This window comes from Streptomyces sp. AMJ-169, from assembly GCF_055597585.1.
Genome location: NZ_JBVLTJ010000008.1, coordinates 279,020 through 292,141, shown reverse-complemented (window position 1 = coordinate 292,141; position 13,122 = coordinate 279,020). Strand labels below are relative to the sequence as shown.

Annotated in this window: 10 protein-coding genes; all 10 read left to right on the top strand. The window is 71.9% G+C overall.

Annotated elements, in window-relative coordinates:
- Nucleotides 1–208 precede the first annotated feature (208 nt).
- The 10 genes from ACYUD3_RS21805 (at nt 209) to ACYUD3_RS21760 (ending at nt 13,105) form a co-directional block, all read left to right on the top strand.
- Complete coding sequence (locus ACYUD3_RS21805) at nt 209–904, top strand: glycoside hydrolase family 11 protein (RefSeq protein WP_470972349.1); 696 nt, start codon at nt 209–211, stop codon at nt 902–904.
- A 1-nt stretch (nt 905) separates the two neighbouring features.
- Nucleotides 906–1,586 (top strand): polysaccharide deacetylase family protein, encoded by a 681-nt coding sequence (locus ACYUD3_RS21800; RefSeq protein WP_470972347.1) that lies wholly within the window; start codon nt 906–908, stop codon nt 1,584–1,586.
- A 175-nt stretch (nt 1,587–1,761) separates the two neighbouring features.
- Nucleotides 1,762–3,561 carry a methylmalonyl-CoA mutase subunit beta gene (locus ACYUD3_RS21795; RefSeq protein WP_470972345.1) on the top strand — a complete coding sequence of 600 codons (1,800 nt, stop codon included), beginning with the start codon at nt 1,762–1,764 and terminating at the stop codon, nt 3,559–3,561.
- Nucleotides 3,561–5,735, top strand: coding sequence for a methylmalonyl-CoA mutase (gene scpA / locus ACYUD3_RS21790; protein ID WP_470972343.1), 2,175 nt, complete (start codon nt 3,561–3,563; stop codon nt 5,733–5,735). The genes ACYUD3_RS21795 and scpA overlap by 1 nt, the downstream gene beginning before the upstream one ends.
- Nucleotides 5,732–6,730 carry a methylmalonyl Co-A mutase-associated GTPase MeaB gene (gene meaB / locus ACYUD3_RS21785; protein ID WP_470972341.1) on the top strand — a complete coding sequence of 333 codons (999 nt, stop codon included), beginning with the start codon at nt 5,732–5,734 and terminating at the stop codon, nt 6,728–6,730. Before scpA ends, meaB begins: the two co-directional genes overlap by 4 nt.
- A gap of 187 nt (nt 6,731–6,917) precedes the next feature.
- Nucleotides 6,918–7,724 carry an AfsA-related hotdog domain-containing protein gene (locus ACYUD3_RS21780; RefSeq protein WP_470972339.1) on the top strand — a complete coding sequence of 269 codons (807 nt, stop codon included), beginning with the start codon at nt 6,918–6,920 and terminating at the stop codon, nt 7,722–7,724.
- A gap of 57 nt (nt 7,725–7,781) precedes the next feature.
- A complete protein-coding gene (locus ACYUD3_RS21775; RefSeq protein WP_470972337.1) occupies nt 7,782–8,426 on the top strand; it encodes a methyltransferase family protein in 645 nt (214 codons plus the stop codon).
- Between the two features lie 7 nt (nt 8,427–8,433).
- Complete coding sequence (locus ACYUD3_RS21770; protein ID WP_470972336.1) at nt 8,434–11,151, top strand: PEP/pyruvate-binding domain-containing protein; 2,718 nt, start codon at nt 8,434–8,436, stop codon at nt 11,149–11,151.
- A complete protein-coding gene (locus tag ACYUD3_RS21765) occupies nt 11,148–12,101 on the top strand; it encodes a UbiA prenyltransferase family protein (protein WP_470972334.1) in 954 nt (317 codons plus the stop codon). The genes ACYUD3_RS21770 and ACYUD3_RS21765 overlap by 4 nt, the downstream gene beginning before the upstream one ends.
- A complete protein-coding gene (locus tag ACYUD3_RS21760) occupies nt 12,098–13,105 on the top strand; it encodes an MDR family NADP-dependent oxidoreductase (RefSeq protein WP_470972333.1) in 1,008 nt (335 codons plus the stop codon). The genes ACYUD3_RS21765 and ACYUD3_RS21760 overlap by 4 nt, the downstream gene beginning before the upstream one ends.
- The last annotated feature ends 17 nt before the right edge of the window (nt 13,106–13,122 follow it).

The window sequence follows — 13,122 nt, the reverse complement described above, 5'->3', positions numbered from 1 at the left end:
CTTGAGCACCCTGACATTAATTGTCGAATTCTGTTCGACCTTCCCCATCAGCGGCCTCATCAGGCAGGAAACCTCCTTTTCAATATCCAATAGCCACCGAATGTTTCGAAGCGGCTGCCGAAAATATTGACAGTCGACGGAGCTGTCCCAACACTGTTCCGCGTCAGAACCCCCACCAGCCTCATGAAGGCGAGGAGGAAACAGACGCATGAACGACGCACCCGCACCCCGCAGCCTCCCCCACCTGCCGCAGCTGTCCCGGCGCACGATCCTGGGCACCGGCGCGGCGGCTGCCGCCTCGGCGCTGCTCCTGCCGGGCACCGCGCACGCGGACACCACCATCTCCACCAACCAGACCGGCACGAACAGCGGTTACTACTACTCGTTCTGGACGGACGCGCAGGGCACCGTCTCCATGACGCTCAAGGCCGGCGGCGGCTACAGCACCTCGTGGAGCAACACGGGCAACTTCGTGGCCGGCAAGGGCTGGAGCAACGGCGCCCGCCGCACGGTGTCGTACTCGGGCAGCTTCAACCCGTCGGGCAACGCCTATCTGACGCTGTACGGCTGGACGTCGAACCCGCTGGTCGAGTACTACATCGTCGACAACTGGGGCACCTACCGGCCGACGGGCACGTACAAGGGCACCGTCAACAGCGACGGCGGCACGTACGACATCTACATGACGACGCGGTACAACGCGCCGTCCGTCGAGGGCACGAGGACGTTCAACCAGTACTGGAGCGTGCGGCAGTCGAAGCGGACCGGCGGGACCATCACGGCCGGCAACCACTTCGACGCGTGGGCCCGCACCGGCCTGAACCTGGGCGCGTTCTCGTACTACCAGATCCTCGCGACCGAGGGTTACCAGAGCAGCGGCAACTCCAGCATCACGGTGAACTGAGATGAGGAGCCACGCGTTACGTCCGCTGGCCCTCGCAACCGCCGTCGCCGCACTGGCCGTCGTAGGGAGCATCGCCGTCAACACTGGTCCGGCTCAGGCCGCCGCTTGCAACGGGTACGTCGGGCTGACCTTCGACGACGGTCCTGGCGGTACCACGCAGTCGCTGCTCAACTCGCTGCGGGCGAACGGGCTGCGGGCCACGATGTTCAACACGGGCCAGAACGCCGCCGCGAACCCGGCGCTGGTGCGGGCCCAGGTATCGGCCGGGATGTGGGTCGGCAACCACAGCTACACCCACCCCCACCTCACCCAGCTCAGCCAGGCCCAGGTCGACTCGGAGCTGTCGCGCACCCAGTCCGCGATCGCGGGCGCCGGCGGCGGCACACCGAGGCTGTTCAGACCGCCGTACGGCGAGACGAACGCGACCGTGCAGGGGGTGGCCGCGAAATACGGGCTGACCCAGATCATCTGGGACGTCGACTCGCAGGACTGGAACAGCGCGAGCCAGGACGCGATCGTCGCCGCCGTGAACCGGATGACCAACGGTCAGATCATCCTGATGCACGACTGGCCGGCGAACACGCTGGCCGCGATCCCCCGTATCGCCCGGACGCTGGCCGCCAAGGGCCTGTGCGCGGGCATGATCTCCCCGTCGACCGGACGGGCGGTGGCCCCTTCCTGAGGGCCGCTGTAGCACACCGGCGCGGCGGCCCCTCCCCCGCCGCGCCCGGTTACCGACTCGCGCACTCCGTCACCTGGTGCGAAACGGAAAGAGGCGCAGGTCACGGTCGCCGCGAGGGCAAGGTCACAGCCCGTCGCGCTACTGCTCCTTCGCACCGGTGTCCTAGCATCCGGGCATGACGGTGTTGCCCGACGACGGGCTTGAACTGGCCTCCGAGTTCCCTGAGGTGCCCCACGAGGAGTGGCAGCGCCTCGTAGCCGGGGTGTTGCGCAAGTCCGGCAAGGAGGTGGAGAGACCGGAAGCCGAGCGGGCGCTGTCGACCGCCTTGGAAGACGGCCTGGTCACCCGGCCTCTGTACACCGCCCGTGACACCGCGCCCGACCCCGGTCTGCCGGGCTTCGCGCCCTATCTGCGCGGCGGCCGGGCCGAGGGCGGCGCGCTGGGCGGCTGGGACGTGCGGCAGCGGCACACGGTCGCCGACAACGCGGCGGTCCTCTCCGATCTGGAGAACGGCGTCACCTCCCTGTGGCTGACGGCCGGTCAGGGCGGCCTGCCCGTCGCGTCGTTGGCCTCCACACTGGAGGGCGTCTACCTCGATCTGGCGCCGGTCGTCCTCGACGCGGGCGCCGAGACCGAGCCCGCCGCGCGGGAGTTGCTGCGGCTGTACGCGGAGCGCGGGGTCGCGAAGGACGCGGCGCGCGGCAACCTGGGCGCCGATCCTCTGGGTTACGAGGCCCGTACCGGGCAGCCCGCCGAACTCCCGCTCACACTCGCCCGGTTGTGCGCCGAGGAGTACCCGGGGCTGCGGGCGGTCACGGTCGACGCGCTGCCGTATCACGAGGCCGGCGGTTCGGCCGGGCAGGAGCTGGGCGCGTCGCTCGCGGCCGGGGTGGCGTACCTGCGGGAGCTGACGGCGGCCGGGCTGAGCGTCGAACAGGCCCTGGGGCAGCTGGAGTTCCGGTACGCGGCGACCGCCGACCAGTTCCTGACGATCGCCAAGTTCCGGGCGGCGCGCCGGCTGTGGGCGCGGGTCGCCGAGGCCAGCGGGGCGCCGGGCGCGGGCGCGCAGCGGCAGCACGCGGTGACGTCGCCGGTGATGATGTCGCGCCGGGACCCGTGGGTGAACATGCTGCGCACGACGGTGGCGACGCTCGCGGCGGGCACGGGCGGCGCGGACGCGGTGACGGTGCTGCCGTTCGACGACGCGCTGGGCCTGCCGGACGCGTTCGCGCGCCGCATCGCCCGCAACACCTCGACGATCCTGATCGAGGAGTCGCACCTGGCCCGGGTGATCGACCCGGCGGGCGGCTCCTGGTACGTGGAGCGGCTGACCGACGAACTCGCCCACGCCGCCTGGGAGTTCTTCCGCTCGATCGAACGCGACGGCGGCCTCGCCGAGGTCCTGCGCTCGGGCCGGCTGAAGGACGACCTGGCGACGACGTGGGCGGCGCGCAGCGTGAAGCTCGCCAAGCGGCGCGAACCCGTCACGGGCGTCAGCGAGTTCCCCTTCCTCGCCGAGAAGCCGGTGGTGCGCGAGCCCGCGCCCAAGGCGCTGTCGGGCGGGCTGCCGAGGGTGCGGCGCGACGAGGCGTACGAGGCGCTGCGGGCCCGCTCGGACGCGCATCTGGCCGCGACCGGCGCCCGGCCGAAGATCTTCCTGGCCGCGCTCGGCCCGGCCGCCGCGCACACCGCGCGGCTCACGTTCGCCGCGAACCTGTTCCAGGCGGGCGGCATCGAGCCGGTCTCCGAAGGGGACTTCGCCGGCAGCGGCGCCACCGAGGCGGTGCTGTGCTCCAGCGACGCCCTCTACGAAGAGCGGGCGGCGGCGGAGGCGGCCCGGCTGAAGGAAGCGGGCGCCACCTATCTGTTCCTCGCCGGGCGCGGCGAGTATCCGGGCGTCGACGCGCACGTCTTCGCGGGCTGTGACGCCGTCGCCGTCCTGTCCGCCACCCTCGACCGTATGGGAGTGTCCTGATGGGAATCCCCGACTTCACCGGCATCGAGCTGGGGACCCCGGGAGCCGACGGCGGCGCCGACGAGTGGCGGGCGGCTCTCAAGCACGCCGCTCATGGCGACGACCTGCTGTGGGAGACCCCGGAGGGCATCCCGGTCAAGCCGCTGTACACCGGCCGTGACCTGGAGGGCCTGGACTTCCTGGCGACGTACCCGGGCGCGGCGCCCTATCTGCGCGGGCCCTATCCGACGATGTACGTCAACCAGCCGTGGACGATCCGCCAGTACGCGGGCTTCTCCACGGCGGAGGAGTCCAACGCCTTCTACCGGCGCAACCTGGCGGCCGGTCAGAAGGGCCTGTCGGTCGCGTTCGACCTGCCCACGCACCGGGGCTACGACAGCGACCACCCCCGGGTGACCGGCGACGTCGGCATGGCGGGCGTGGCGATCGACTCGATCTACGACATGCGGCAGCTGTTCGACGGGATCCCGCTGGACAGGATGACGGTGTCGATGACGATGAACGGCGCCGTGCTGCCGGTGCTGGCGCTGTACATCGTGGCGGCGGAGGAGCAGGGGGTGGCGCCGGAGCAGCTGGCGGGGACCATCCAGAACGACATCCTCAAAGAGTTCATGGTCCGCAACACCTACATCTATCCGCCGAAGCCGTCGATGCGGATCATCTCCGACATCTTCGCGTTCACCTCGCAGCGGATGCCGCGCTACAACTCGATCTCCATCTCCGGCTACCACATCCAGGAGGCGGGCGCGACGGCCGACCTGGAGCTGGCGTACACCCTCGCCGACGGTGTCGAGTACATCCGCGCGGGCCGTGAGGCGGGCCTGGACGTCGACGCGTTCGCGCCCCGGCTGTCGTTCTTCTGGGCGATCGGCATGAACTTCTTCATGGAGGTCGCCAAACTCCGCGCCGCGCGCCTGCTGTGGGCGAAGCTGGTCAGGCAGTTCGACCCGCAGAACGCCAAGTCCCTTTCCCTGCGCACCCATTCGCAGACGTCGGGCTGGTCGCTGACCGCGCAGGACGTGTTCAACAACGTGACGCGGACGGCCGTGGAGGCGATGGCGGCGACGCAGGGGCACACCCAGTCGCTGCACACCAACGCCCTGGACGAGGCCCTCGCGCTGCCGACGGACTTCTCGGCGCGCATCGCCCGCAACACGCAGCTGCTGATCCAGCAGGAGTCGGGGACGACCCGGGTCATCGACCCGTGGGGCGGCAGCGCTTATGTCGAGCGGCTCACCTACGACCTGGCGCGCAAGACCTGGCAGCACATCCAGGAGGTCGAGCAGGCGGGCGGCATGGCGCAGGCCATCGACGCGGGCATCCCGAAGCTGCGGGTCGAGGAGGCGGCGGCGCGCACGCAGGCGCGGATCGACTCCGGCCGGCAGCCGGTGATCGGCGTGAACAAGTACCGGGTGGACAGCGACGAGCAGATCGAGGTCCTGAAGGTCGACAACTCCTCGGTGCGCGCCCAGCAGATCGAGAAGCTGCGGCGGCTGCGCGCGGAGCGGGACGAGCGGGCCTGCCAGGACGCGCTGGACGCGCTGACCCGGGCGGCGGGCGGCGACGGCAACCTGCTGGAGCTGGCGGTGCGCGCGGCGCGCGCGAAGGCGACGGTCGGGGAGATCTCCGACGCCCTGGAGAAGGTGTACGGGCGGCACGCGAGCCAGATCCGTACGATCTCCGGTGTGTACCGCAACGAGGCAGGGGAGTCGCCGCACGTGGAGCGCACCCGGGCGCTGGTGGACGCCTTCGGTGAGGCCGAGGGGCGCCGGCCGCGCATCCTGGTCGCGAAGATGGGCCAGGACGGTCATGACCGGGGGCAGAAGGTGATCGCGACCGCCTTCGCCGACCTGGGCTTCGACGTCGACGTCGGCCCGCTGTTCCAGACCCCGGCGGAGGTCGCCCGGCAGGCGGTCGAGGCGGACGTGCACATCGTCGGGGTGTCGTCGCTGGCGGCGGGCCATCTCACGCTCGTCCCGGCGCTGAAGGAGGAGCTGGCCGAGGAGGGCCGCCCGGACATCATGATCGTGGTCGGCGGTGTCATCCCGCCGCAGGACGTGCCGACGCTCCTGGAGATGGGCGCGGCGGCGGTCTTCCCGCCCGGGACGGTGATCCCTGACGCGGCCCACGACCTGGTGCGGCGGCTGGCGGCCGACCTGGGGCACGACCTGTGATCGATGTCGACGCCTATGTGAAGGGTGTCCTGGACGGCAAGCGGGCGGTGATCGCGCGGGCGATCACCCTCGTGGAGTCCACCCGGCCGCAGCACCGGGCGCTGGCCCAGCAGGTGCTGACGGCGCTGCTGCCGCACAGCGGCCGGGCGCACCGGATCGGCGTGAGCGGGGTGCCGGGCGTCGGCAAGTCGACGTTCATCGACGCGTTCGGGACGATGCTGACGGCCCTGGGCCACCGGGTCGCCGTCCTCGCCGTCGACCCGTCCTCCACCCGGACCGGCGGTTCGATCCTCGGCGACAAGACGCGCATGGAGCGGCTCGCGGTCGACCCGTACGCGTTCGTGCGCCCCTCCCCCACGTCGGGGACGCTGGGCGGGGTGGCGAAGGCGACGCGCGAGTCGATCGTGGTGATGGAGGCCGCCGGGTACGACGTCGTGCTGGTCGAGACCGTGGGGGTCGGGCAGTCGGAGACGGCGGTGGCGAACATGGTCGACTCGTTCCTGCTGCTCACCCTGGCCCGCACCGGGGATCAGCTCCAGGGCATCAAGAAGGGCGTGCTGGAGCTGGCGGACGTCATCGCCGTCAACAAGGCGGACGGGCCGCACGAGCGGGACGCGAAGGCGGCGGCGCGTGAACTGGCGGGCGCGCTCAGGCTGATGCACGGCAAGGACCCCTTCTGGACGCCGCTGGTGCTCAGTTGCAGCGCGCGGGAGGCGTCGGGTCTGGAGAGCGTGTGGGAACGCCTGGAGCAGCACCGGGCGTTGCTCGACACGACGGGCGCGCTCGCGGAAAAACGGCGGGATCAGCAGGTCGACTGGACGTGGGCGATGGTCCATGACGAGCTGCTGGGCCGGCTGCGCGCCGATCCGGCGGTGCGGGCGCTGGCGCCGGAGCTGGAACGGCGGGTGCGAGGCGGCGAGCTGACGCCGACGCTGGCCGCCGAGCGGATCCTGGCGGCGCTGGGCTCGACGGCTCCTGGGGAGCCGTCGGCCTGATTTCTCCCGCGGTCACCGGACACAGGCCGGGGCCGGCGCATGTATGCGCCGGCCCCGGCCTCCTCTTTGTCCCCTCTCCCGCCTCGGCTTTCCCACCTGTCACAAGCGCATCGTCAAGCGGAACACAAGCGGGGCCGCAAAGGATCGGACCTTAACGCACCCTGAATTCCGCGAGGACAGAGGGACCATGCCAGGAAAATTCGTGTTCGTCGTAGGTGACAATCTGGCCAGCGGTGCCCGATCGGCCGATCTGGTTCCCTTGTCACGGTTGGAGACCCTGCTCGACGAGGAGCTGGCGGCCGGTTCGGCGCCGGTGATCGTGCCGGGCCAGGGGATAGCGGAGTACCAGCGGGAGACCGTGCGGACCATGCTGCGCCGGCGCGGGCTGCCGGAGTCGCTGCTGGCCGAGGTGACTTTACCCGAGCCGCTGCCGCGCGCGGAGGTGCACAAGCACGACCCCGGCAATGTGCTCCTCGCGGGGCTGCGCCGGATCGCGGAGGACCGGTTCGAGGCCTTTCTGCGGCTGTCCGACCGGCAGGAGATGCTGCTGGACCACGGCACGGGCTCGCATGTGTCGGGCATGGTGATCACCGAGGCGGTGCGGCAGCTGTCGCTGGCCGTCGGGGAGCGCTATCTGCTCGACCCCGACCGCGCCACGCGCAGCCGGTTCATCCTCAACTCCCTCCAGACCTCGTTCCACAAGTTCCTGCTGCCGCTGCCGGCCCGGCTGGAGTTCACGCTGGAGGACGTCCGGCGCAAGGGCCCGAACAAGGTGCGCTTCGTCGGCCGGTGCGAGGTGCTCCAGTCGGAGGTCCTCGCCGCGACCGGGACCATCGACATCGTCGTCATGGACGAGTCGCGGGCGGAGCAGCTGGAGGAGCGGCACATCCGCGAGACGACGCGGGCCCTCACCGCGGGCAGGACCCGCTCCGCGCTGGAGGAGAGCGAGGAGTACGCGGCCCGGTTCGCCCTGTCGCGGGCCGCTTCCTCCTGACGTCCGTCCGAGACGGCCGGCGCCGGCCGTCCCCCCACCGTCCCCCCGAGGTTCGCCATGAACTGGATCCTGCGCAAATACCCTTTGTTCATCCTCGCCGTCGGCGTCGCGGCGACGGCCACCGCCGCCGTCCGCGGCCTGCTCGATCTCTCCGACCCCTGGCAGCGGCTGGCGGCCGTGCTCGCCGGGCTGCATCTGCTGTGGCTGCTGCTGGAGACCTGGACGACCGTGCGCAGCTCGCGCTCGACCGACGCCGCGACCGACCGCGGCACGCTCTACGCGTACGGCACGGCGCGGGCGGCGACGCTGGTCGCGGCCTGTGTCCCGGCCGCCGACAGCGAGACGTACCGGCCGTGGATGCTCGCGGTGCCCGTCGTCTTCGTCGCCGCGGTGGCCCTGCGGCTGTGGGCGATCCGTACGCTGGGCCGGTTCTACTCGCACCGGGTGCGGGTGCTCGGCGACCACGAGATCGTGCGCAGCGGTCCGTACCGGGTGGTGCGGCATCCCGCGTATCTCGGGATGGCGCTGGCGCACGTCGTCTTCGTGCTGTTCTTCCTCAACACGTACAGCGCCGCCGCGCTGATGGTGCTGCTGGCGGTGATGGTGGTGCGCATCCTCGTCGAGGAGCGGACGCTGCTGACGCTGCCCGGCTATTCCGACTACGCGGCGACGCACCGCCGTGTCATCCCCTGGGTGTGGTAGGCGACCGATGAAGATCCGACTTTCTCAGCAGCTCTCCCGGAAGCGTCCCGTCCTGCGGGGCCGTTCCCTCCTCGACGAGTCCCAGGTAGGCCCCAAGTTCGCCCGCCAGGCCCAGATGGCCGCCGCGGGCTTCCCCGTGCCCCGTTTCTTCTGCGTGCCGGCCTCCGTCTTCACGCGGGTCGTCGCGCCGGTCCGGGCCGAACTCGACGCCCTTCTCGCGCGCCTCGACGCGACCGACGCCGACGGTGTGGAGCGGATAGCCGGCGAGATAAGGGAGTTGGTGCTCGCCGCCCCCGTCCCGCCCGCTGTGGAGCGGGAGTTGCACGCCGCGTTCGACAGCGTCTTCGGCCCCGCCGCCGTCGTCTCCGTGCGCTCCTCCGTGGTCGGCACCCGTGCCGACGCCGGTGAGGACTCCGCCGACGACGCGTTCGCCGGGATCAGCGACAGCTTCCTGTACGTCACCCGGGACCAGCTGTCCGACCGGGTGCGGCGGTGCTGGGCGTCCGGGTTCGGGGCGCAGGCGCTGCTGTACCGGGCGGCGCGGGGCGGGTCCCAGCACGGGTTCGCGGTCGCCGTCGGGGTGCAGCGCATGGAGTTCGGGCGGCGCTCGTTCGTGCTGTTCACGTGCGATCCGCTGACGGGGGCCCGGGACCGGGTGCTCGCGGCGGGCCTCGGGATCGGCGAGGGTGTCGTGCAGGAGAAGGTGCCGGTCGACCACTACTTCGTCAGCCGGCGCGGGGACCAGGTGCGTTCGGTGCTCGCGCACAAGACGCAGGCCATGGAGGAGAACCCGGAGCGGCTGGCGGACGGGCCCAGGACGGTGGAGGTCGCCGAGGAGCTGCGGGACCTGCCGGTGCTGTCGGAGGCGCAGATACGGGAGGCGGTGGCGGCCGGGGACCGGATCGAGAAGCTGTTCGGCTGCCCGCAGGACATCGAGGGCACGTTCACCGCCGACGGGAAGCTGCACATCCTCCAGGCCCGGCCGGTGGTGCTCGAACTGGACCGGCAGCGGCTGTGGAGCAACGCGAACATCACCGAGTCGTACCCGGACGTGACGACCGCGCTGACGTACTCCTTCGCGCAGCGGTTCTACCGGGAGGACTTCCACGACTTCTACCGGCTGCTGGGGGTGCCGAGGCGGCGCCTGGACCGGCACGAGGGTGAACTGCGGGGCATGATCGGGCTGTTGCGCGGCCGGGTCTACTACTCGCTGAGCGTCTGGTACACGCTGCACAGGCTGAGCCGGACGTTCCCGCTGTGGCGCCCCAGCTTCGAGCGGATGATGGGCATGTCCCCGTCGGTGACGCACGTGACGCCGACCCCGCCGCTGGGCACGCCCGCGCTGCTGCCGGAGACGGCGCGGACGATGGCGCGCGTGGCGTGGCGGCTGGCGGTGCACGGGGTCGCGGTGAAGGACTTCGAGTCGTGGTGGGAGAAGGTGCTCGCCGCGCACCGGGAGGCCGCCAAGACGGCTGATCCGCTGCAACTCGCGCAGCTGATGCGCTCGTTGTGGAAGGAGGCCGGTGACCGCTGGGGCATCACGCTGGTCAACGACGTGCTGTTGCAGCTGCACGAGAGCGTGGCCCTGTGGATGCTGGAGCGCTGGGTCCCGGGCGCCGACCCGGGCCTGCACAGCGACCTGCTGTGCGGCGGCGAGGAGAACCGCAGCGTCGTCATCCTGATGTCGATCGTCGACATCGCCGAACGCGTCCGCGCCACCCCGGCCGTCCTGGAGGCCCTCGACGTGAAGCCGGCGGACGAGGTGTGGACGGAGGTCGAGCGGGGCGCGTACGGCGCCGAACTCGCCGACCGGATACGGGAACACGCCGATCTGCACGGCGACCGGGGTCTTCAGGAGCTGAAGCTGGAGGTGGCCGTCCCCCGCGACCAGCCGTCCCAGCTCCTGCGCACGGCCGCCGAGTACGCGCGCGGCGACCTCACCCGCACCCTGCTCAGGGACCGCGAGGCACAGGCACGGCAGGCCGGCGAGAGCAGGCTCACCGAACTTCTGGCCCAACACCCGTTGCGCAGGCAGGCGTTGCGGGCGGTGCTGGCCGGCCAGCGCCGGTACATCAACATGCGGGAGAACACCCGCTACCGGCGCAGCGAGCTGTACGGCTTCGGCCGCCAGGTCTACCGCCGCCTCGGCGCCGACCTCGCCGGACGGGGCCTGCTGGAGCGCGCCGAGGACGTCGTCCACCTGACGGAGGAGGAGATCCTCGGGACGTACGACGGGACCGCCGTCACCGACGATCTGCGGGGGCTCGCCGCCGTCCGCAAGGCCGAGTTCGCGGCCCGGGGCGCCGAACTGCCCATGGACTTCGTGACGATGGGCCCGGTCCGCGACGCGCTGCCGGACCCGAACCGGGCCCAGGCCGACTCGGGGACCCTGTACGGGCTGGGCTCCAGCGGGGGTGTCGTACGCGGCAGGGCGCGGGTCGTCCTCGATCCGCACACGCTCGGGGAGACCGGCGACGACATGATCCTGATCGCGCGGGAGACCGACCCGGGGTGGCTGTTCCTGATGCTGTCGGCGCGCGGGATCGTCGTCGAGCGGGGGACGCTGCTGTCCCACACGGCGATCTCCGGGCGGAAGTTCGGGATCCCGACGATCGTGGCGCTGCCGCACGCGACGAGCCGTATCCCCGACGGGGCGCTGGTGGAGATGGACGGCGCGGCCGGGACCGTGACGATCCTGGAGGAAGAAGGGGAGGACGAGGCATGAGTGTCACCGAGACCGCCCCGGTGGCGCGCGGGTCGAGCGCGCGCAGGCTGGCCGCGTTCGTCGCGGAGCGGGCGCCCTGGCGGGTGTACGTCACGTACGCCGTGCTGTGGGTGCTGGCGCTCCAGGGGACGCTGGCGCTGCTGACGCCGGGCAGCGGCTGGCGGCTGGACGGGTCGCTGCTCGCGGAGATCGGCACCGTCTATCTGGGGCTGCTGTTCATCCGGGTCGTCGACGAGCAGAAGGACCTGGAGTACGACCGCGTGCACAATCCGGACCGGCCGCTGCCGCGCGGGGCGATCGACGTGCGGGAGCTGCGGCTGGCGATGGCGCTGATCGTCGTCGCCGGGCTCGCGCTCACCGGCTGGCGGTCGCCGCTGCTGGCGGGCTGGCTGCTGTTCGTCCTCGCCTACATCTGCTTCCTGGTGCGGCTGGAGCGCTGGTCGAAGACCGTGCGGGACAGCATCTTCCTGAACCTGGTGGTGAGTTACCCGGCGCAGGCGACGCTGACGGTGCACATCTGGCTGGCGTTCCGGCAGGCGACCGGCTCGGGTTCGGCGTGGCACGCGCTGGTGGCCGGGGTGATGTGTCTGCTGGTGTTCATGCACTTCGAGTTCGCGCGCAAGACGAGTGCCGAGGTGGTGCCGGGGGCGACGCTGTACTCGAACGTGGTCGGGCTGCGCGGTTCGCTCGCGCTGACCGTGGGGTGCGCGCTGGGCGGGGTCGCGCTCGCGCTGGCGGTGATCCGACCGTGGGAGCTGCACGGCGTCACGGCGCTCGCGGGGTGGGCGCCGGTGACCGCGCTGGGCTTCGTGTGGACGGGCGCGGAACGGTTCGCGTCGCTGCGGACGCGGACGTGGCCGCCGGGGTCCGGGATGGGGTACATCGCGTGGTCCTACCTCGGGGTCATCGTGGCCGCCCTCGCCGTGCTGCGCCCCGGGTTCGGCGGATGAGAGCGCCGGACGCGTACGACGAGGTGCGGCTGGCCCGGCCGGTCGTGGGCGGGCTGCGGCCCGAGCACTTCGAGACGGTGCGCGTCCCGCTGCGCCGGGCGGGCGCGGGCGAGGTGCTGGTGCGCAATCTGCTGCTGCGCGTCGGCGCCGCCACCCGCACGCTGCTGGCCGGGGAGCACGTCCTGCCGATGGAGCCCTACCGCCCCGGGCAGGCCCTGACCGGCGCGGCGCTCGGCGAGGTCGTCGAGGCGCCGGGCAGCGGGCTGCGCCCCGGGGACCTGGTCCGGCACGACCGGGGGTGGCAGAGTCACGCGCTGCTCCCGGCCGGCTCCGTGCGCCGCGTCGACACCGCCCGCTGGCCCGATCCGGCGGCCTGTCTGTCGCAGGGGTTCGCGGGCTGGCTGGCGGTCGACCGGACCGGGGTGCGCCCCGGGGACACCGTCCTGGTGACCGGGGCGGCGGGCGGGGTCGGTACGGTCGCGGGGCAGTTCGCGCGGCTGCGGGGCGCCGGGCGGGTCATCGGGACGGCGGGCTCGCGGTGGAAGGCCGAGCGGCTGTGCAAGGAGCTGGGGTTCGACGCGGTGCTGGTGCGCGGGGAGGGGCCGGTCGCCGGGCAGTTGCGGGCGGCGGCGCCGGAGGGGGTGGATGTGCTGGTCGACCTCGTCGGCGGGGAGCAGTTCGAGGCGGCCCTGTCGTGTGCGCGGCGCGGGGCGCGCTGTGCGGTCGTGGGGGCGGTGGGGGATCAGGCGGGCGGGGGCACCCATGCGTTCGTGCGGCTCGACACCATCGCGCTGCTCTCGCGGGGGGTCACCGTGCAGGGTCTGACGGTCACGGACCATCAGTCGTCGGCGCCGCGCTGGGAGTCGGAGTTCAGCGCCGGGCTGCGCGAGGGGAGCCTGAGCTTCCCGCACGTCCGCCTCCCCGGCCTGGACCGGGCACCCCAGGCGCTCCTCGATCTGCTGGCGGGCCGCCACCTGGGCACGGTATTGGTGGAGACCGGCTGACGCCCGGCCGGAGAGCT

Coding starts and splice junctions, on each gene's coding strand:
- ACYUD3_RS21795 (WP_470972345.1), top strand. CDS start 1,762: ATGACGGTGTTGCCCGACGACGGGCTTGAACTGGCCTCCGAGTTCCCT.
- ACYUD3_RS21765 (WP_470972334.1), top strand. CDS start 11,148: ATGAGTGTCACCGAGACCGCCCCGGTGGCGCGCGGGTCGAGCGCGCGC.
- ACYUD3_RS21770 (WP_470972336.1), top strand. CDS start 8,434: ATGAAGATCCGACTTTCTCAGCAGCTCTCCCGGAAGCGTCCCGTCCTG.
- ACYUD3_RS21800 (WP_470972347.1), top strand. CDS start 906: ATGAGGAGCCACGCGTTACGTCCGCTGGCCCTCGCAACCGCCGTCGCC.
- ACYUD3_RS21760 (WP_470972333.1), top strand. CDS start 12,098: ATGAGAGCGCCGGACGCGTACGACGAGGTGCGGCTGGCCCGGCCGGTC.
- ACYUD3_RS21805 (WP_470972349.1), top strand. CDS start 209: ATGAACGACGCACCCGCACCCCGCAGCCTCCCCCACCTGCCGCAGCTG.
- scpA (WP_470972343.1), top strand. CDS start 3,561: ATGGGAATCCCCGACTTCACCGGCATCGAGCTGGGGACCCCGGGAGCC.
- ACYUD3_RS21775 (WP_470972337.1), top strand. CDS start 7,782: ATGAACTGGATCCTGCGCAAATACCCTTTGTTCATCCTCGCCGTCGGC.
- ACYUD3_RS21780 (WP_470972339.1), top strand. CDS start 6,918: ATGCCAGGAAAATTCGTGTTCGTCGTAGGTGACAATCTGGCCAGCGGT.